The organism is Inquilinus limosus (assembly GCF_051487185.1).
Lineage (GTDB): Bacteria > Pseudomonadota > Alphaproteobacteria > DSM-16000 > Inquilinaceae > Inquilinus > Inquilinus limosus_F.
Genome location: NZ_JAHVDK010000003.1, coordinates 285520 through 303005, shown reverse-complemented (window position 1 = coordinate 303005; position 17486 = coordinate 285520). Strand labels below are relative to the sequence as shown.

The 17486-nt window shown below is 69.8% G+C and carries 17 protein-coding genes; 10 read left to right on the top strand and 7 right to left on the bottom strand.

Annotated elements, in window-relative coordinates; genetic code table 11:
* Window positions 1-133: 133 nt before the first annotated feature.
* The 3 genes from KXR53_RS05055 (at window position 134) to choX (ending at window position 2890) form a co-directional block, all read left to right on the top strand.
* Window positions 134-1261 (top strand): D-alanyl-D-alanine carboxypeptidase family protein, encoded by a 1128-nt coding sequence (locus KXR53_RS05055; protein WP_437374003.1) that lies wholly within the window; start codon window positions 134-136, stop codon window positions 1259-1261.
* Between the two features lie 160 nt (window positions 1262-1421).
* Complete coding sequence (locus KXR53_RS05050) at window positions 1422-1913, top strand: thioesterase family protein (RefSeq protein WP_437374002.1); 492 nt, start codon at window positions 1422-1424, stop codon at window positions 1911-1913.
* Window positions 1914-1951: 38 nt separating this feature from the next.
* A complete protein-coding gene (gene choX / locus KXR53_RS05045; protein ID WP_437374001.1) occupies window positions 1952-2890 on the top strand; it encodes a choline ABC transporter substrate-binding protein in 939 nt (312 codons plus the stop codon).
* 30 nt (window positions 2891-2920) lie between these two features.
* On the opposite strand, the gene sdhA is transcribed toward choX, so the two are convergent.
* The 3 genes from sdhA to KXR53_RS05030 all read right to left on the bottom strand — a co-directional run bounded on the left by sdhA (window position 2921) and on the right by KXR53_RS05030 (window position 6940).
* Window positions 2921-4717 (bottom strand): succinate dehydrogenase flavoprotein subunit, encoded by a 1797-nt coding sequence (gene sdhA, locus KXR53_RS05040; protein ID WP_437374000.1) that lies wholly within the window; start codon window positions 4715-4717, stop codon window positions 2921-2923.
* Entirely contained in the window at window positions 4714-5958 is a 1245-nt protein-coding gene (locus tag KXR53_RS05035; RefSeq protein WP_437373999.1) for a YbfB/YjiJ family MFS transporter, read from the bottom strand. Before KXR53_RS05035 ends, sdhA begins: the two co-directional genes overlap by 4 nt.
* A gap of 64 nt (window positions 5959-6022) precedes the next feature.
* On the bottom strand, window positions 6023-6940 hold the full coding sequence (locus KXR53_RS05030; RefSeq protein WP_437373998.1) for a LysR family transcriptional regulator: 918 nt from the start codon (window positions 6938-6940) through the stop codon (window positions 6023-6025).
* Window positions 6941-7185: 245 nt separating this feature from the next.
* Here KXR53_RS05030 and KXR53_RS05025 point away from each other — a divergent pair, with 245 nt between their 5' ends.
* Both KXR53_RS05025 and KXR53_RS05020 read left to right on the top strand, forming a co-directional pair.
* Window positions 7186-7875 carry a response regulator transcription factor gene (locus KXR53_RS05025; RefSeq protein WP_437373996.1) on the top strand — a complete coding sequence of 230 codons (690 nt, stop codon included), beginning with the start codon at window positions 7186-7188 and terminating at the stop codon, window positions 7873-7875.
* A complete protein-coding gene (locus KXR53_RS05020; protein WP_437373995.1) occupies window positions 7862-9460 on the top strand; it encodes an ATP-binding protein in 1599 nt (532 codons plus the stop codon). Before KXR53_RS05025 ends, KXR53_RS05020 begins: the two co-directional genes overlap by 14 nt.
* Here the strand turns inward: KXR53_RS05020 and KXR53_RS05015 are convergent.
* Together KXR53_RS05015 and KXR53_RS05010 are read right to left on the bottom strand one after the other, a co-directional pair.
* Entirely contained in the window at window positions 9385-9711 is a 327-nt protein-coding gene (locus tag KXR53_RS05015; protein ID WP_437373993.1) for a hypothetical protein, read from the bottom strand. The genes KXR53_RS05020 and KXR53_RS05015 overlap by 76 nt on opposite strands.
* 2 nt (window positions 9712-9713) lie before the next feature.
* On the bottom strand, window positions 9714-10250 hold the full coding sequence (locus KXR53_RS05010) for a hypothetical protein (RefSeq protein WP_437373991.1): 537 nt from the start codon (window positions 10248-10250) through the stop codon (window positions 9714-9716).
* A gap of 318 nt (window positions 10251-10568) precedes the next feature.
* On the opposite strand from KXR53_RS05010, the gene KXR53_RS05005 reads away from it, so the two are divergent.
* Window positions 10569-12605, top strand: coding sequence for an MHYT domain-containing protein (locus KXR53_RS05005; RefSeq protein ID WP_437373990.1), 2037 nt, complete (start codon window positions 10569-10571; stop codon window positions 12603-12605).
* Here the strand turns inward: KXR53_RS05005 and KXR53_RS05000 are convergent.
* Window positions 12589-12807, bottom strand: coding sequence for a hypothetical protein (locus KXR53_RS05000; protein WP_437373989.1), 219 nt, complete (start codon window positions 12805-12807; stop codon window positions 12589-12591). The genes KXR53_RS05005 and KXR53_RS05000 overlap by 17 nt on opposite strands.
* Before the next feature lie 328 nt (window positions 12808-13135).
* On the opposite strand from KXR53_RS05000, the gene KXR53_RS04995 reads away from it, so the two are divergent.
* The 3 genes from KXR53_RS04995 to KXR53_RS04985 all read left to right on the top strand — a co-directional run bounded on the left by KXR53_RS04995 (window position 13136) and on the right by KXR53_RS04985 (window position 15831).
* On the top strand, window positions 13136-13492 hold the full coding sequence (locus tag KXR53_RS04995; RefSeq protein WP_437373988.1) for a DUF952 domain-containing protein: 357 nt from the start codon (window positions 13136-13138) through the stop codon (window positions 13490-13492).
* On the top strand, window positions 13489-14556 hold the full coding sequence (locus KXR53_RS04990) for a quinone-dependent dihydroorotate dehydrogenase (RefSeq protein ID WP_437373987.1): 1068 nt from the start codon (window positions 13489-13491) through the stop codon (window positions 14554-14556). The genes KXR53_RS04995 and KXR53_RS04990 overlap by 4 nt, the downstream gene beginning before the upstream one ends.
* Window positions 14557-14643: 87 nt before the next feature.
* Window positions 14644-15831 carry a M20 metallopeptidase family protein gene (locus tag KXR53_RS04985; RefSeq protein ID WP_437373985.1) on the top strand — a complete coding sequence of 396 codons (1188 nt, stop codon included), beginning with the start codon at window positions 14644-14646 and terminating at the stop codon, window positions 15829-15831.
* On the opposite strand, the gene KXR53_RS04980 is transcribed toward KXR53_RS04985, so the two are convergent.
* A complete protein-coding gene (locus tag KXR53_RS04980) occupies window positions 15832-16686 on the bottom strand; it encodes a nuclear transport factor 2 family protein (protein WP_437373984.1) in 855 nt (284 codons plus the stop codon).
* A gap of 102 nt (window positions 16687-16788) precedes the next feature.
* On the opposite strand from KXR53_RS04980, the gene KXR53_RS04975 reads away from it, so the two are divergent.
* Window positions 16789-17382, top strand: coding sequence for a TetR/AcrR family transcriptional regulator (locus KXR53_RS04975; protein WP_437373982.1), 594 nt, complete (start codon window positions 16789-16791; stop codon window positions 17380-17382).
* Window positions 17383-17486 lie beyond the last annotated feature (104 nt).

Genomic DNA, 17486 nt, shown 5'->3' with positions numbered 1-17486 from the left:
GGGCGGTGGTGCGTTCCCATCGTGTCGCCGTTGCGCGCTTCGCCGCGGGACGGTTGCGACAGGCTTGGGTTGGCAGCGGCGTCAGTTGACGCTATCCCTGCGGTCCATGCTCCGCCCCTTGATCAAGATCGCGATGCCGGCCCCCCTCTTTCGCGCCATCCTCCTCCTCGCCAGCCTTGCCGCCCTGCCCGCCGGCGCGGCCACCGTCGACACCATCGCCAAGCAGGCGATCCTGATCGACACCACCACCGACACGGTGCTGATGGAGAAGGCCGCGGACGAACGCATGCCGACATCGTCGATGAGCAAGATGATGACGGCCTATCTCGTCTACGACGCGCTGCGGGACGGGCGGATCACGCTCGACACCAAGTTCCCGGTCAGCAAGAAGGCCTGGCAGATGGGCGGGTCGAAGATGTTCGTCCAGGTCGAGGACAGCATCCGGGTCGAGGACCTGCTGCGCGGCCTCCTGATCCAGTCCGGCAACGACGCCGCGGTGGTGCTGGCCGAAGGGCTGGCCGGGTCGGAGGCCGCCTTCGCCGACCGCATGAACGAGATGGCGAAGACGCTCGGCATGAACAACAGCCATTTCGTCACCGCCAGCGGCTGGCCCGACCCCGAGCACTACTCGACCGCGCGCGACCTCGCGATCCTGGCCGAGCGCATGATCAAGGATTTCCCGCAGTACTACCGCTACGACAGCGAGCGGGAGTTCACCTGGAACAAGATCAAGCAGGGCAACCGCAACCCGCTGCTGTATCGCGACATGGGCGTGGACGGGATCAAGACCGGCCATACCGACGCCGGCGGCTACGGCCTGACCGCCTCGGGCGTGCGCGACGGCCGCCGGCTGGTCCTGGTGGTCAACGGGCTGCCGAGCATGCAGTCCCGCGCCGACGAGGGCGCCCGCCTGCTGGAATGGGGCTGGAACCAGTTCCGCCTGTACCCGCTGTTCAAAGCCGGCGCCACGGTCGACGAGGCGACGGTCTGGCTGGGCGCCCAGGACAAGGTGCCGGTCACGGTGGCCGAGGACCTGGCCATGACCATGCAGCCTGCCGATTTCGACAAGATGACGGTGACCGCCCGGTTCCAGGAGCCGGTCGAGGCGCCGGTCGCCAAGGGCCAGGTGCTGGGCGAGCTCCAGATCGCCCCGCCGGACGGGCCGGCGCGCAAGGTGCCGCTGATCGCCGCCCAGGACGTGCCGGAGGCCTCGATCTTCGCGGCGCTCGGCATGAAGCTCGGCCTGCTGCTGGGGCTCTGAGCCGCCCGTCCCGTACGGTTCGGCGCGCCGCCCCGGCCCGCGGCGCTTTCGATCAGGTCGGCGACGCCTTCGGTCAAGGAGGCGCGCTGCCGCCGCGTAGCATCGCCTGCATCCGAGCCCGTCCGCGAGAGGCGGGCCGCAGGCGAGGACGAACCGGCGGATGCCAGCGACCGCGGCCAATCCGACATCCCCGCCCGACCGGACGATCGCGGCGCCGCTGAGGCTGCACCGCGAGGCGGTGCGGGCGGAGTGGACCGACTACAACGGCCATCTGAACGACGGCTACTACGCCGTCATCTTCAGCCACGCCACCGACGCCTTCCTGGATTTCGCCGGCATTGACGCCGTCTACCGGGCGCGCAGCCGGCGCACCGTCTTCACCGGCGAGATGACGATCCGCTACCGGCGCGAGGCGCATGCCGGCGACGAGGTGGCGGTCGAGACCCGGCTGGCCGCGCTGGATGCCAAGCGCTTCACCCTGCGCCACGTCATGCGCCACGCCGTGGCCGGGACGGTGCTGGCCGAATGCGAGGTGCTGAACCTGTCGATCGACGCGACCGGGCCGAAGGTCGCACCGTTCGAGACCGCGATCCATGACCGCTTGAGCAGGATCCGCGCCGCCCATGAGGCCGCAGAGGACGAGAAGGGCTGACCACGGCCCCGATTCCACAGACAAACAGGAGGCAAGAGATGAGAGCTTTGCTTTTGGCCGCCGTGGTGGCCGCGGCGCTGGCCCCGGCCGGCGCGGCCCTGGCCGACGACGCGGCCTGCAAGAGCGTGGTGATGTCCGACCCCGGCTGGACCGACATCACCTCGACCACGGCGCTGGCCGGCACGGTGCTGACCGGCCTGGGCTACGAGCCCAGGGTCGACATGCTGTCGGTCGCGGTGACCTTCGAGGCGCTCAAGAACAATCAGGTGAACCTGTTCCTCGGCAACTGGATGCCGTCGCAGACGGCGATGGTCGAGCCCTATCTGCAGCAGGGCGTCGAGCTGATCGGCACCAACCTGGCCGACGCCAAGGTGACGCTGGCAGTCAACCGCGAGGCGTATGAGGCCGGGGTCAAGGATTTCGCCGACCTGCAGAAATTCGCCGACAGGTTCGGCAAGTCGATCTATTCGATCGAGCCCGGCTCCTCCGCCAACAAGAACCTGTCGACCATCATCGAGAAGAACGAGTTCGGCCTGGGCGACTGGAACCTGGTCGAGGCCAGCGAGCAGGCGATGCTGGCCCAGGTCGACCGGGCCCAGCGCCGTGGCGAATGGGTGGTGTTCCTGGGCTGGGCGCCGCACCCGATGAACATCAAGTACAAGATCGACTATCTGAGCGGCGGCGATGCCTATTTCGGCCCGAACTACGGCGGCGCCACGGTGCGCACCCTGGCCAACCAGAAGTTCCTGTCGGGCTGCCCGAACCTGCAGCGCCTGGCCAAGCAGCTGGTGTTCGACCTGAACACCGAGAACCGGATGATGGCGATGATCCTGGACGACGGCATGGAGCAGAACGCCGCCGCCCGGAAATGGCTGAGCGAGAACCCGGAGCTGCTGACCCGCTGGCTCGACGGCGTCACCACGCTGGACGGCCAGCCGGGGCTGGAGGCGGTGAAGGCATCGCTCAAGAGCAGCTGAGGGCGAACTCCACACGCGCCTGGACACCGCTCAGTAGACCCGCTCCTTCGGCGGGATCGGCGCGACCTCGTTGGACAACGGCTGCAGGTGGACGGGACGGTAGTCCAGGCGCACGCCGCCCGCCTCGTCCAGCCAGGCCAGCGTGTGCTTCAGCCAGGCCGCGTCGTCCCGCGCCGGATAATCCTCGCGCGCATGGGCGCCGCGGCTCTCGGTGCGGCCGATCGCCGAATGCAGGCTGACGACGGCCTGCTGCAGCATGTTGTCCAGCTCCAGCGCCTCGGCCAGGTCGGTGTTGAACACCAGCGACCGGTCGGCCAGGCTGAGATCGGCGCGGATGGGGCCGGCGACCTGCTGCAGCTTGCCCAGCCCCTCCTGCATCAGCGGTCCGTCGCGGAACACCGCGCAATGCCGCTGCATGATCCGCTGCATCGCCAGCCGGATCTCGCCGGCGCTGGTGCCGCCCTTGGCGTGGCGCACCCGGTCCAGCCGGTCGATCGCCTTCTCGGTCGCCGCCGCCGGCAACGGGGTGTGAGTCTCACCGGGCCGCAGCGTCGCCACGGCCCGGTGCGCCGCCGCGCGGCCGAAGACGATGATGTCGAGCAGCGAGTTCGACCCCAGCCGGTTGGCGCCGTGGACCGAGACGCAGGCGGCCTCGCCGATCGCCATCAGCCCGGACACCACTGCCTCGGGGTCGCCGTCGCGCAGCGTCGTCGCCTCGCCGTGCAGGTTGGTCGGCACGCCACCCATGTTGTAGTGCACGGTCGGCAGCACCGGGATCGGCTCGCGGGTCACGTCGACGCCGGCGAAGATCTTCGCCGTCTCGCTGATGCCGGGCAGCCGCTCGTGCAGGAGGTCGGCGCCGAGATGCTCGAGATGCAGCAGGATGTGGTCCCTGTCCGGGCCGCACCCCCGACCCTCGTTGATCTCGATCGTCATCGCGCGGCAGACCACGTCCCGCCCCGCCAGGTCGCGCGCGGTCGGGGCGTACCGCTCCATGAACCGCTCGCCCTGCGCGTTGGTCAGGTAGCCGCCCTCGCCGCGCGCGCCCTCGGTGATCAGGCAGCCGGAGCCGTAGATGCCGGTCGGGTGGAATTGAGTGAACTCCATATCCGCCAGCGGCAGACCGGCGCGGAGCGCCATGGCGTTGCCGTCGCCGGTGCAGCTGTGGGCGGCGGTGCAGGAGAAGTAGACGCGGCCGTAACCGCCCGTCGCCAGCACCGTGCGGTGGGCGCGGAACCGGTGCAACGTGCCGTCCTCGACGTTCCAGGCCAGGAGGCCGCGGCAGGCGCCGTCCTCGTCCATCAGCAGGTCGAGCGCGACATATTCGACGAAGAACTCGGTGCGGTGCTCCAGGCATCGCTGGTACAGCGTGTGCAGGATGGCGTGGCCGGTGCGGTCCGCGGCGGCGCAGGTCCGCCGCGCCATCCGCTGGCCGTAGTCAAGCGTCTGCCCGCCGAAGGGCCGCTGATAGATCCGGCCGTCCGCGGTGCGCGAGAACGGCACACCGAACCGCTCCAGCTCCAGTACCGCCGGCGCCGCCTCGCGGCACATGTATTCGATCGCGTCCTGGTCGCCCAGCCAATCGGAACCCTTCACTGTGTCGTACATGTGGAAGCGCCAGTTGTCGCCGTCGCCCATATTGCCGAGCGCGGCGGCCATACCGCCCTGGGCCGCCACCGTGTGGCTGCGGGTCGGGAACACCTTGGTGACGCAGGCCGTGCTCAGCCCGGACGACGCCATGCCGAGCGCGGCGCGCAGCCCGGCGCCGCCAGCCCCGACGATCACCACGTCATAGCTGTGGTCGATGATGGTATAGGCCTGGGTCATGATGATGCTCCGGAAGCCCTGGCCCTGACCGCCAGCGCCAGGACCAAATCGATCGCCAGTGCCAAGGTCGCGGCGGCGCCGCCGAGAACGAACAGCAGCCGGTAGTCGCCGCCGCTCCGGTCGAACAGAAAGGAGAGGCCGTAGGCCGCCCCGGCCTGGAACAGGGCGAACGCGGTGGTCGCCCGGCCCCAGGCGGCGCGCTGCGCCTCGGCGCCATGCGGGACCAGCTCGTGGATGCGGCCGAGCACCAGCGGCACGATCCCGGGCGTGAAGCCGCCGATCACGACGCAGGAGGCGACCAGAGCCGCTGGTGCGGTGCTGACGGACGGCAGCGACGCTGCGATCGCCTGGATCAGAAAGGCAACCCGCAGCGCCGGCCCGAAGCCTGTCCGGTCCGCCATGTGCCCGGTCAGCAGCGGTCCGACGACGGCGCCGAGCCCATACAGCACCCAGTAGGCGGATCCGGCGGCGATGCCCTGGCCCAGACCGCGGGCCACGAAGTCGACGACGAAGACCATGTGCGGCACCAGGGCAACCGCATTGAGGCCATATTCCAGCAGCAGTGCCGGGACGGCGATGGAGAACCGCGGCCGTACCGCGCCGTGCCGGGCATGAGGGGCGGCGGCATCGTCCTTCGGCCAGTTCGGCCAGGCGATCAGGGTGAGCAGGCCCGACAGCGCCGCCAGCCCGATCCAGCTTTCCTGCAGGCCTTGCCGCAGCAGCAGCGGCACCAGCGTGCCGGAGGCGGCGATGCCGAAGCCGACGCCGGCGAAGATCACGCCGCCGACGAGGCCGCGCCTGCCCGGCGCGGTGTGCGGCAGGATGGTCGAGGCGGCGAGGACCATGATGACGCCCCCGCTGAGCCCCGCCAGGAACCGCCAGGCGAAGAACCAGGCGAAGGCGACCGGCGCGGCGCAGGCGAGGCAGGACAGCGTCGCCAGGAGCATGGTGGTGCGCAGCGCCCTGACCGCACCGACGCGCACGGCGAGGGGCCGCGCCGCCAGGGCGCCGGCGAGATAGCCGGCCAGGTTCGCCGCACCGAGATAGATCACGTCCGACGGGCCGAACCATTTCGCGGCGATCAGTGCCGGGATCAGCGGGGTGTAGGCGAAGCGCCCCAGGCCGAGCCCGACCAGCGAGGCGCACAGCCCTGCGGCTGCGAAGCGCCAGACCGTTCCGGCCGAGCCCGACCGATGGCGGGCGCCGTCGAGATGGCGATGGCTGTGGGGCTTCGCGCGCATGCCCCAGATGTACGCGCGCCGCCCCGACGGCGGTAGCGATCAGTTCAGATGGAAGCCGTCACGATCAGCGATGACTTTGGGCCAGGACCAGCGGCTCGGCCCCACGGGCCTCGGCGGCGGGCGTCGGCCGCGCGATCTGGAGGAAAGCCGCCAGCGCGCTGGACGGATGGGCGTCGACGCGCCGGATGAAGACCGTGTCGATCCGTTCGGTCCAGGCCGGCGGCCGGAAGGTCCGGACGCGGCGGTCGCGCAGGGCGTGCAGGAGCACGCCTTTCGGCAGCAGCGAGATGCCCATGCCGGCCGCCACACAGCCGATGATGCCGTCGAGCGTGCCGATCTCGATCACCTTCACCTTGGCGATGCCTTGCGCCGACAGGATGGTTTCGAGCCGCTGCCGATAGGCGCAGTCGGACCGGAAGGTGATGATCTTCAGGTCCGCCAGGCCCTGAAGATCGCCCAGCCCCCCGATTGTCGGCGCTGTGGCGATGGCCATCTCCTCGGCAAAGATCGTCTCGGCGGCCAGCTCGGGATGGTCGACCGGGCCGGCGACGAAGGCGCCGTCGAGCCGCCGCTCGAGCACGGCCTGGGTCAGCCAGGGCGTCGTGCCGGTGGTCAGCGACAGGTCGACATCGGGATACACCTGGGTGTAGGCGGTCAGCACATCCGGCAGCCGCAGGCCGGCCGTCGTCTCCATGCTGCCGATCGACAGCGGCCCCCTGGGCCTGCCGTCGTCCTGCGCCGCCTGCCGGGCCTGGCGCATCAGATCGGTGATGCGTGCCGCGAAGGGGCGGAGCCGCTGGCCGGCAGCGGTCAGGGTCACGCCGCGACTGTGACGGTCGAACAGAGTGACGCCGAGCTCCTCCTCCAGCTGGCGCAGCCGCGCGGTTACGGCCGATTGGACGGTGTTCAGCTCGGCCGCTGCCCGGCCGATGCCGCCGGTGCGGGCCACTGCCTCGAACACCTTGAGATCCCTGTCGTTCACGATGCGCCCCGCGCGTTTCGGTCCGGGGAGGATGGCGCAATTGTATCGGAGGATACGGCCGCCGCACACATGGACTCGGCATTACCAAAAGGTAAGTACGCCGCCGGGGCGCTTCCCCCTACTCTCCCGCCGGGTCAAACGCCCGCGGCACCGTCTCGGCGTGCGACGGTCCGGCGGGAGCGGTTGCAAGCCCTCTCGGTGGTCCGTCCTGCCAGCGATCCGCTGTCCGAGAGCCTGACGCGCCCATGCAGATCCTTCTGATCGAAGACGATATCGAGACGGCCCAGCACATTATCGGCTCCCTGGGGGATGCCGACCACACGGTCGATCATTGCCTCACCGGGGCCGACGGGCTGGCCCGCGCCGCGGCCGCCCGTTCGGGCTGCGCCCCCCGCCTCCTGATCATCGACCGCATGCTGCCGGACATCGACGGCGTCACCCTGGCCCGCCGGCTGCGCCAGGACGGCAACACGGTGCCGATCCTGTTCCTGACCACGCTGGGCGGCGTCAGCGACCGGGTCGAGGGGCTGAACGCCGGCGGCGACGACTATCTGGTCAAGCCTTTCGCCGTGGCGGAGCTGCTGGCCCGGATCGACGCGCTGGCCCGCCGCGCCGGCGCCGCCGCGGTCGAGACCGCACTGCGCGTCGCCGATCTCGAGATCGACCTGCTGAAACGCACCGCCACCCGGGCCGGCCAGTCGATCGACCTGCAGCCGCGCGAGTTCAAGCTGCTGGAATACCTGATGCGGCATTCCGGCCAGATCGTCACCCGCACCATGCTGCTGGAGCATGTGTGGGAGTTCCATTTCGAGCCGCAGACGACGGTGGTGGAAACCCATATCAGCCGGCTGCGCAGCAAGATCGACCGCGGCTTCGACGCCCCTCTGCTCGATACCGTCCGCGGCGTGGGATACTGCCTCCGTGATCCTGGTTAGCTCGTGGGCCAGGCTGGTCCGCACCGCGACGTTCCGGCTGGCGGCCGGCTTCGCCGCGCTGTTCAGCGTCTCGATCATCGCGGTGTCCAGCATCGTCTACGTGGCGATGACCCGGTACTCCGACCAGCAGATCGACCTGTCGATCAGCGCGGAGATGAAGACGGTCCGGGATTCGGTGGCCGGCGCCTCGCCGCCCGAGATCGTCAAGGCGATCGACGACCGCATCACCGACATCGACCCGGACTATTTCTATTTCGCGCTGGAGAATGCCGACGGCGGCGTGCTGGCCGGCAATCTGCGGCCGGTGCCGGCCGTGACCGGCTGGGCCGACATCCCGCTGGAGACCACCGACGGCGACGGCAACCGCGAGCGGCACACGATCCGCGGCCTGGGCGTCGACCTGACGCCGGAGCTGCACCTGGTCATCGGCCGCGACACCCACGACCTGGACGAGCTGCAGGAGGGCATCACCCGCTTCTTCCTGGCCGGTGCCGCGGCGACGGTGCTGCTGGCGCTGGCCAGCGGACTGGTGCTGAGCGCCCGCTTCCTGCGCCGGGTGGAAGCGGTGAACATCGCCGCCCGCCATATCATGGACGGCCATCTCGACGAGCGGGTGCCGAGCCGCGGCAAGGCCGACGAGTTCGACCGCCTGGCCGACAACCTGAACGCCATGCTGGACCGCATCCAGCAGCTGATGCAGGGGCTGCACCAGGTCTCCAGCGACATCGCGCACGACCTGCGCACGCCGCTGTCGCATATGCGCCAGCGGCTGGAGCAGGCACGGCTCAAGGCCACCTCGGCCGCCGATTACGACGCCGCGGTGGAGCGGGCGGTGACCGACATCGACGGCATCCTCGCCATCTTCGCGGCGCTGCTGCGCATCGCCCAGATCGAGTCCGGGGCGCGACGCGAAGGCTTCGCCCCGGTCGACCTGTCGGGGGTGTTCGAGACCATCATCGACACCTACGGCCCGGTGGCCGACGATTCCGGGCACCGGCTGACCGGCACCGTGGCGCCCGGGCTGCAGATGCGCGGCGACCGGCAGCTGCTGACCCAGATGCTGGCCAATCTGGTCGAGAACACGATCCGTCACACCCCGCCCGGGACCGAGATCACGGTGTCCCTGGCGCCGGGGCCGGACGGCCCGGTCGGGCAGGTGCGCGACACCGGCCCCGGCATCCCGGAGGCGGCGCGGGAGAAGGTGTTCCAGCGCTTCTTCCGGCTCGACGCCAGCCGGATGACCCCGGGCAGCGGGCTGGGCCTCAGCCTGGTGGCGGCGGTGGCCCAGCTGCACGAGATCCGGCTGACGCTGTCCGACAACCGTCCCGGCCTGGCGGTGACGCTGGAGTTCGGGGAGACGCCGTGGCCGGCGCCGGACCGGACGGGGGCAGCATGGACGGCGAGCGACGCACGGTCCACCAGCCCCAGGCACCGGGCTTCAAGACGGGCGCCGTGGCCGGGTGTGACGGCAGCGCCGCAGTCGGATCGAGGCGGCAGGCGCCGCACTTCTCACAGGATTGCAATCGGCAGAGCGCTGTTGATGGCCCCCTTCAGGATCGACAGCACCCGGTTCAGAAAGTTCTGAACTTCGAACAGGATGACCTGGGCGGTGTTGGCGATTCCCTGTGCCAGCATGAAGAAGGCATTTCTCGTATACACGACGCCGTCCTTCTTCGTGATATCACCGCTCGCGACGCCGGAAGCGATATCGACGAGGGATTGCGCATAGCCACGGATATAGAACGATGCCGATTTTCGGATTTCGTTCCAGGTCCGGCCACCGATTTGAGCAGCTTCCCGCAGAATCTGCGTTGCTATTTTTTCAACATCAGACATATTTATTCTCCATCTTCTGGCTTATTGACGATGAATGTCTGAATTGCTCCCAAAATTGAGATCTGGAGCTGACCACCAAGCGCCTTCGCCTCGCCTGCATTCAGCGTCCCGCCCTGGGCTTGAGCGTGCTTGAGCTGATCTACGAAAAATCGAACCGAATAGAGCTGATATTCCCGACAATCGAACTCCAGATAGTCATCCGGAAGTTCACTGCTGGAGGTGGGTTGCTCCGAGAAAGTCTTCAGAACGGAATTGTTCGGGCACGGCACTGAGCCACGCGTCAGCATTGCTCGCTGCGATAGCCGGTCCAGAGTATTGTAGGCAACGGCATAGTAGGCCACCGCCTCTTTCGAAGCCGCCAGCCGCTCGCTTCCGCCGGCTTCAGCCGCAGCAGTGAACCTGGCCGTGTCCTCAGACAGCTTGTTGAGCCCCTGATCGAAGGACGCATCATAAGGCGATACCAATGAAACGCAGCCATAAAGAAGGATAGGAATTGACGCCAAAACAAGAGAATATCTACTTCTTCCAAAACCTATCACCCAACCCTCCCATGACATAATCAAATCAAAAGTGATCAAATCTATAATATAATATCACATGAGATGTGGGCCGTGCCACTATCGGATGCCAACCCGAATGTGAGCCGCGGATGCCCCCCAGGTCGTCTTGCCGGATGCCAGATGCCGCATTCCGTTCGCGCCCGCTTGGGCGGGATGGAATGGTCGGCGCCCCGAGACCGGCGAAAAGCTGATGTCGCTCTTCGCCGCCATAGCCAGGCCGCCGCGTCGGGGATATGCTCCTAACATGCTGCACGGCCGGGCCTTTTCCGGCGGCGGCCCGCCCCGACCGGAACGGCGATGGATTTCACCGGCCATAGTCTGTCCCATTCCCTGATGCCCGGCCACGACCCCTGGCTGGCGGCACTGGCCATCCTGGTCGCGGTGCTCGCCTCCTACGTCGCCTTCGACCTCGGCAAGCGCATCCGGGTCGCCCAGGGCTGGGCACGCCTGCCGTGGCTGGCCGGCGGCGCGGTGGCGATGGGCGGCGGCATCTGGTCGATGCACTTCATCGCCATGCTGGCCCTGCACCTGCCGGTCGGCTTCGCATACGACCTGCGGCTGACCCTGCTGTCGCTGCTGATCGCCGCGCTGGCGACCGGCGCCGGCCTCGCCGTGGCCACGCTCGGCAAGCCGGCGCCGGGCGGGGCCGCCCGCCCGGGCACCGACCGGCCGACACCGCTGCCGCTTCTGGCGGGCGGTCTGTGCCTGGGCCTCGGCATCGCCGGCATGCATTACGTCGGCATGGCCGCGATCGTGGCCCCCGGGCACATCGTCTACGACCCCGCCACCCTGGCCCTGTCGGTGCTGGTCGCCCTGGTCGCCGCCACCGCGGCGCTGCATCTGGCCCTGTCCGATATCGGGCGCGGCCGGTGGGTGCTGGCCGCCCTGGTCATGGGGGCCGCGATCTCCGGCATGCACTTCACCGGTATGGCCGCGGCACAGTTCGTGCCCGACCCGGCCGCCGCGGCCCGTGCCGGCGGCGCCGGCACGCCGGTGCCGCCGGTGATCCTGGCCGGGCTGATCGCCGCCGCGGATATCATCGTCTTCGCCCTGGCCCTGATCGCCGCCCGGCTGGACCGTCGGATCTCGGAGCTGCAGACGCACCGCCAGCTCGCCGTGCTGGGCCAGCGCCACGCCGCCACCCTGAACGCGCTGCCGATGCCGCTGGCGCTGATCGACGAGCACGGCGTCATCCTGACCGCGAACCCGCCCTGGCAGTGGCCGGGGGAGCGCGAACGCTTCGTCGGCGGCGGCTCCCGCCCCGGCGAGGACTATTTCGGGCTGTGCGCTGTCGCCGGGCCGGCGGGCGCCGAGGTGAGGGTGCATCTCGCCGGCGTGGTCCAGGGCATCCGGCCGGCGGCGCCGGTCGAATACGCCATCGGCGCCGGGGCGGCCGGCCGCACCATCCGCCTGCTGGCGGCGCCGATCGCCGAGGGCCGCGCGGTCGGCGCCGTGGTGGCGCATCTCGACATCACTGCCGAACGGCTGGCCGAGCAGCGTATGCGCGAGGCGATGCGGACGGTCGAGGCGGCGGACAATGCCAAGACCACCTTCCTGGCCCATATGAGCCACGAGCTGCGCACGCCGTTGAACGCCATCCTCGGCTTCTCCGAGCTGATCCGCGACGCCCATCTCGGGCCGCTGCCGGAGCGTTACCGCGGCTATGCCGAGGACATCCATCGCTCGGGCCAGCACCTGCTGGCCCTGGTCAACGACGTGCTCGACCTGTCGCGGGTCGAATCCGGCCGGCTGGAGCTGCAGCCCGAGCCGGTCGACCTCGGCAGCGACATCCAGGATGCGGTCAGCCTGGTGGCGCAGCGCGCCGAGGCCCATGGTATCGCCATCGAGCAGCACGTGGCCCATGACCTGCCGCTGCTGAGCGCCGATCCGCTGCGGCTGCGCCAGATCCTGATCAACCTGTTGACCAATGCGGTGAAGTTCACGCCCGATGGTGGCCGCGTCACCATCGACGCCGTGGCGGTGGCGCGGTCTGTCCGCATCACCGTGGCCGATACCGGCATCGGCATGACCGAGCAGGAGATCGCCCTGGCGCTGGAGCCGTTCCGCCAGGCGCGCCGGCTGTCACGGCGGCCGCGCGAAGGATCGGGCCTGGGCCTGCCGCTGGCCAAGGCGCTGGTCGAGAGCCATGGCGGGATGCTGATGATCGACAGCGAGCCAGGCGTCGGCACCCGCGTCACCGTGCTGCTGCCGGCCGCCGGTGAGGCCGGGGCCAGCCCCGGGGCCCTCGCCGGCGATTATGAGAGGGTCGGCGGCGGGGCCGTGATCGAGCCGCCGCCGCTCAGCATCGGCCGGCCGGTCAGTCGGCGGCGTTGACCATCGCCTGGAACACGCGCCAGGCGACCTCGACCGTGACACCGCCCGCCCGCGCGCCCGCCGCCAGCATGCCGGCGGTCGGCTTGGTCGGGACCGTGCTGATGCCGGGGTCGCCCATCGCCGTGACCATGTCGAGGGCATAGGTCATCGGGGTCTTCATCTCGACCACAGTCAGATTATCCGTCATCGCAATCTCGCCCATCTGGGCATCTCCCCACTGTTAATGCCCATGGGTGGTGCAAGGGCCGTGCCAACGTCCGGATGGGGGCGGGGAGCCATCCTTATGGGTATGGGATCGTCCAAATGGGCGAAAGTTGGAATATTCATTCGAACTTGAAGCCTGAAAGGACATTTAGATCCGATCCCAATTTCTGATCCCTGCTCCGTCTTCGCAATTTGCAACGTGCGGCCGCATACGGTTTGCATTCTGCAATGCTCACAATCCGCCTCGAAGGGACCCGCACGTCGCCGCAAGACAGCTGCTGCCTGCGATTGACGGCCGAGGACCGCTTCCCTAGGGTTCGGCCGCCATGACCATCTACAAGATCTGCAGCGCGGCGGAATGGGCGGCGGCCGAGGCCAAAGGCGCCTATCGCGGCTCCGCCGTCGACCACCAGGACGGCTTCATCCATTTCTCGACGGCCGAGCAGGCGGAGGAGACCGCTTCCCGCCACTTCGCCGGCCAGGACGGGTTGGTGCTGGTGGCGGTCGACCCGGCGGCGCTGGGCGACGCGCTGCGCTGGGAGCCATCGCGCGGCGGCGCCCTGTTCCCGCATCTCTATGGCGAGCTGCCCTTCAGCGCGGTGCAGGGCGTGGCTCCGCTGCCGCTGGTCGAAGGCCGCCACGCCTTCCCGCCGCATCTGTTCCCGTCCGTCGCCGCGCCGTGAGCCGGCTCTTCGCCCTGGCGGCGCCGCTGCTGAAGGCGCTGCCGCCCGAGACGGCGCACCGGGCCACCATCACCGCGCTGAAGCTCGGCCTCGGGCCGGTCATGACCGAGCCCGACGACCCGGTCCTCGCGGTGACGCTGTGGGGCCGGCGCTTCGCCAACCCGATCGGCCTGGCCGCCGGCTTCGACAAGGATGCCGAGGTGGTCGACCCGATGCTGCGGCTCGGCCTCGGCTTCGTCGAGATCGGCAGCGTCACGCCGCGAGCCCAGCCAGGCAATCCGCGGCCACGGGCCTTCCGCCTTCCGGGTCAGCAGGCGCTGATCAACCGCTACGGCTTCAACAACCGCGGCCACGCCGCCGCGGTGGCGCGGCTGGAGGCGCGGCGGCTGACCGGCGCCGCGGCGCCGGGGCTGCTGGGGGTGAATGTCGGCCGCAACAAGAACAGCCGCGACCCGGAGGCCGATTACGCCGCCGGTGTCCGCGCATTCGCCCGGCTGGCCGACTATCTGGTCGTCAACATCTCCTCGCCCAACACCCCCGGGCTGCGGGCGATGCAAAGCCGCGAGCCGCTGCAGCGCCTGCTGGCCGCCGTCACCGCGGCGCGAGCCGAAGGCACGGCGCAACCGCCGATCCTGGTCAAGATCGCCCCCGACCTGACGCCCGAGGACCTGGAGGATGTGGCCGAAGTGGCGCTGGCCGCCGGCATCGACGGGCTGATCGTGTCCAACACCACCATCGCCCGCCCGGCCGGGCTGCCGCCGGACCTGGCCGGCGAACCCGGGGGGCTGAGCGGACGACCGCTGATGCAGCCCTCGACCGCGGTGCTGCGGCGGATGGCGAAGCTGATGGCCGGCCGGCTGCCGCTGGTCGGGGTCGGCGGCGTGGCCAGCGGCGCCGATGCCTATGCCAAGATCCGCGCCGGCGCCAGCCTGGTGCAGCTCTACACCGCCCTGGCTTATCGCGGGCCCGCCCTGATCGGCGATATCAAGCGCGACCTGGCCGACCGGCTGCGCGCCGACGGCTTCCGCTCCGTCGCCGAGGCGGTCGGCGCCGATCTGCGCTGACGCTGCGACGACGGGCGCGGGTGGACGCCGCCACGCAGCGATGCGATGACTGAACCGTCACTTTCGCCTTCGGGGAGCTTCCGGCCCATGGACTTGCGCGGCATCAACGATATCGGCGCCACCATCGACGCAGCGGTCGAGGCCGTCGCCCCCGGGCTGATCGAGGTGCGGCGCGACATCCATGCGCATCCGGAGATCGGCTTCGAGGTCCAGCGCACCGCCGGCGTGGTCGCGGCGGAGCTGGATAGGCTGGGCATCCCCCATCGCACCGGGATCGGCCGCACCGGCATCGTCGCCGAGATCGAGGGTGGCGCCCCGGGACCCTGCCTCCTGATCCGCGCCGATATGGATGCGCTGCCAATCCAGGAGATGACCGGCCTGCCCTTCGCCAGCACCGTGCCGGGCGCGATGCACGCCTGCGGCCACGACATCCACACCGCGACGCTGATCGGCGTCGGCGCCGTGCTGAAGCAGCTCGCGCCGCGGCTGCGCGGTTCGGTGCGGCTGGTGTTCCAGCCGGCCGAGGAGACGCCGGAAAGCGGCGCCGCCGCGATGATCCTGGACGGTGCCGCGGACGGCGCCGACATGGCGCTGGCCTTCCACAACAGCCCGACCATGCCGGTCGGCCGCTTCGGCTACATCCACGGCGCCAGCACCGCCTCGGCCGACACCTTCGACATCACCGTGCGCGGCCGGTCCGGCCATGCGGCGCGGCCGCAGGATGCGGCGGATCCGATCGTCGCCGCGGCCTATCTGGTGACGCAGCTGCAGACCGTGGTGTCGCGCGCGATCGACCCGGCCCAGGGCGCGGTGGTGACGGTCGGCAGCATCGCCGGCGGCGCCACCCACAACATCATCCCCGACACCTGCACCCTGCGCGGCACGGTGCGGGCCCGGTCGCCCGAGGCGCGGACCGTGGCGGAGGCAGCCATCCGCCGCATCGTCCAGGGCATCGAGCTGACCCAGGGCGTGACCGTCGAGCTGGACTACCAGCTGGGCGTGCCGCCGCTGATGAACGACAGCCGCATGCTGACGGCCTCGGTCGCCGCGGTGCGGGCGCAGTTCGGCGAGGTGGTGGACGAGACCGCGCCCGGCTTCGGCGCCGAGGACTTCGCCTTCTTCTCCGAGCGTGTGCCGTCCTTCCACCTGCGGGTCGGCGCCGGCCAGCCCGGCCGCGACGACCATCTGCACAATTCCGACTACCAGCCGGACGAGCGCTGCATCGCCCTCGGCGCCGCCGCCCTGGCGCGCAGCGCGGTCGAGCTCTTGTCCTGATCAGGCGGCGGCCTCGGCCACCGCGAAGCTGTCCTCGAGCAGCCGGAAGCGGGAGATCAGCCCGTCGCGCACGGCGACGTCGATGACGAAGTCGCTGCGCATGATCCGCGCGGTGCGCTTCGCCCGCGATTCCAGCTCGCCCGCGGCGAAGGCGCGGTCGCCCTCGGCCACGATCCTGTCGACGTCGAAGCGGATCGGCTCGATCCCTTCCCATAAGGCGCGGACGAAGTCGGCGACGCCGGCGCGGCCGGTGCGGCGGCCAATCCAGGGCACCCGGTCGACCGCGCCGGGGATGTCCCAGTCCGCGTCCTCGGTGAACAGCGAGGCCACCGCCTCCGGCGCCGCGTCCGACCGCATCGCCGCGATATAGCGTTCGAGCGCGGCCCTGGCGCTGCCGCCGGCCGCAGCCTCGCCGCGCAGGATGCGGATGCGGTCGCGGTCGGCGCTGGTGAAGTCGGGGTCGACATAGATGTGGACGCTGCGGATCAGCGTGCCCTCGAAGTCAAACACGTCGCAGAACCGGCCCTGCGACACCACGCCGTCTGGCCAGCGCAGGCCGCCGCGGGTGACGCCGCGCTCGGTGCCTTCGACCACGATGGTGTCGCCGGCGACGATCTTGCGCAGCCCGGGGATGTCGTGCTCCAGGCTCTCCAGCTCGGCCGCTAGCCGGGCGCCGAACTCGGCCACCGCTGCCTTGCCGCGGGTCAGGCCGAATTTCGGGAAGAACAGCTCCACATCCTCGGTGAAGAGGTCGAGGAAGGCCGGGTCGCGGGTGTCCGCCCCGCGGAAATAGGCATTGATCACCTTCAGCCGGGCGTTCGTCAGCGCCGGTTCGGGCACGGGGCCGGTCGTCATCGCGGAACTCCGAATTCCATAATTTTGACTACAGAAATGCTGTCGGCTTGCGCGACGGAGGTCAAGCGAATTATGTAAGATCAACTACAGAAAGGAACATGAATGGCGACGCGGGGCCGGCCGCGCAGCTTCGACCGCGACGCGGCGCTGCGGCGGGCGATCAAGGTCTTCTGGGCCAAGGGGTATGAGGGGGCACAGCTGGTCGACCTGACCGCGGCGATGGGCATCAACCCGCCCAGCTTTTACGCCGCCTTCGGCTCCAAGGAGGCGCTGTTCCGCGAGGCGCTTGACCTCTATCTCGCCACCGACGGCGCCGGCAGCATGCGCGCGCTGGAGGCCGGCGCGACCGCCCGCGAGTCGATCTTCGGCATGCTGACGGCGAGCGCCGAGATCGCCCTTGCCTCACCCGGAGCCGCCGGCTGCATGCTGATCCTCGGCCTGATCAACGGCCTGCCGGAAAACGAGGGGCTGCGCCATCATCTTGCCGCTCTGCGGCGCGAGACCACCGAGCGGATCCGCCGGCGGCTGCAGCGCGGCATCACGGAGGGCGACCTGCCGCCCGGCACCGACATCGACGGCCTCGCCACCTTCTTCGGCACGGTGATGCAGGGGCTGTCGCTGCAGGCCCGCGACGGCGCGTCCCGCGAGGTGCTGACGGCCGCGGCGACAGCCGCGGTGAAGGCTTTGGACCGATGACGGAATCCTCGCCATCGGGCCCGATTTCCGTCACCTTTCTCGGGTGGATTGCAGGAGGCGAGTCGCGCGGCCGCGGCCGCGGCCCCAAGGAGTGAGGAAGAGGA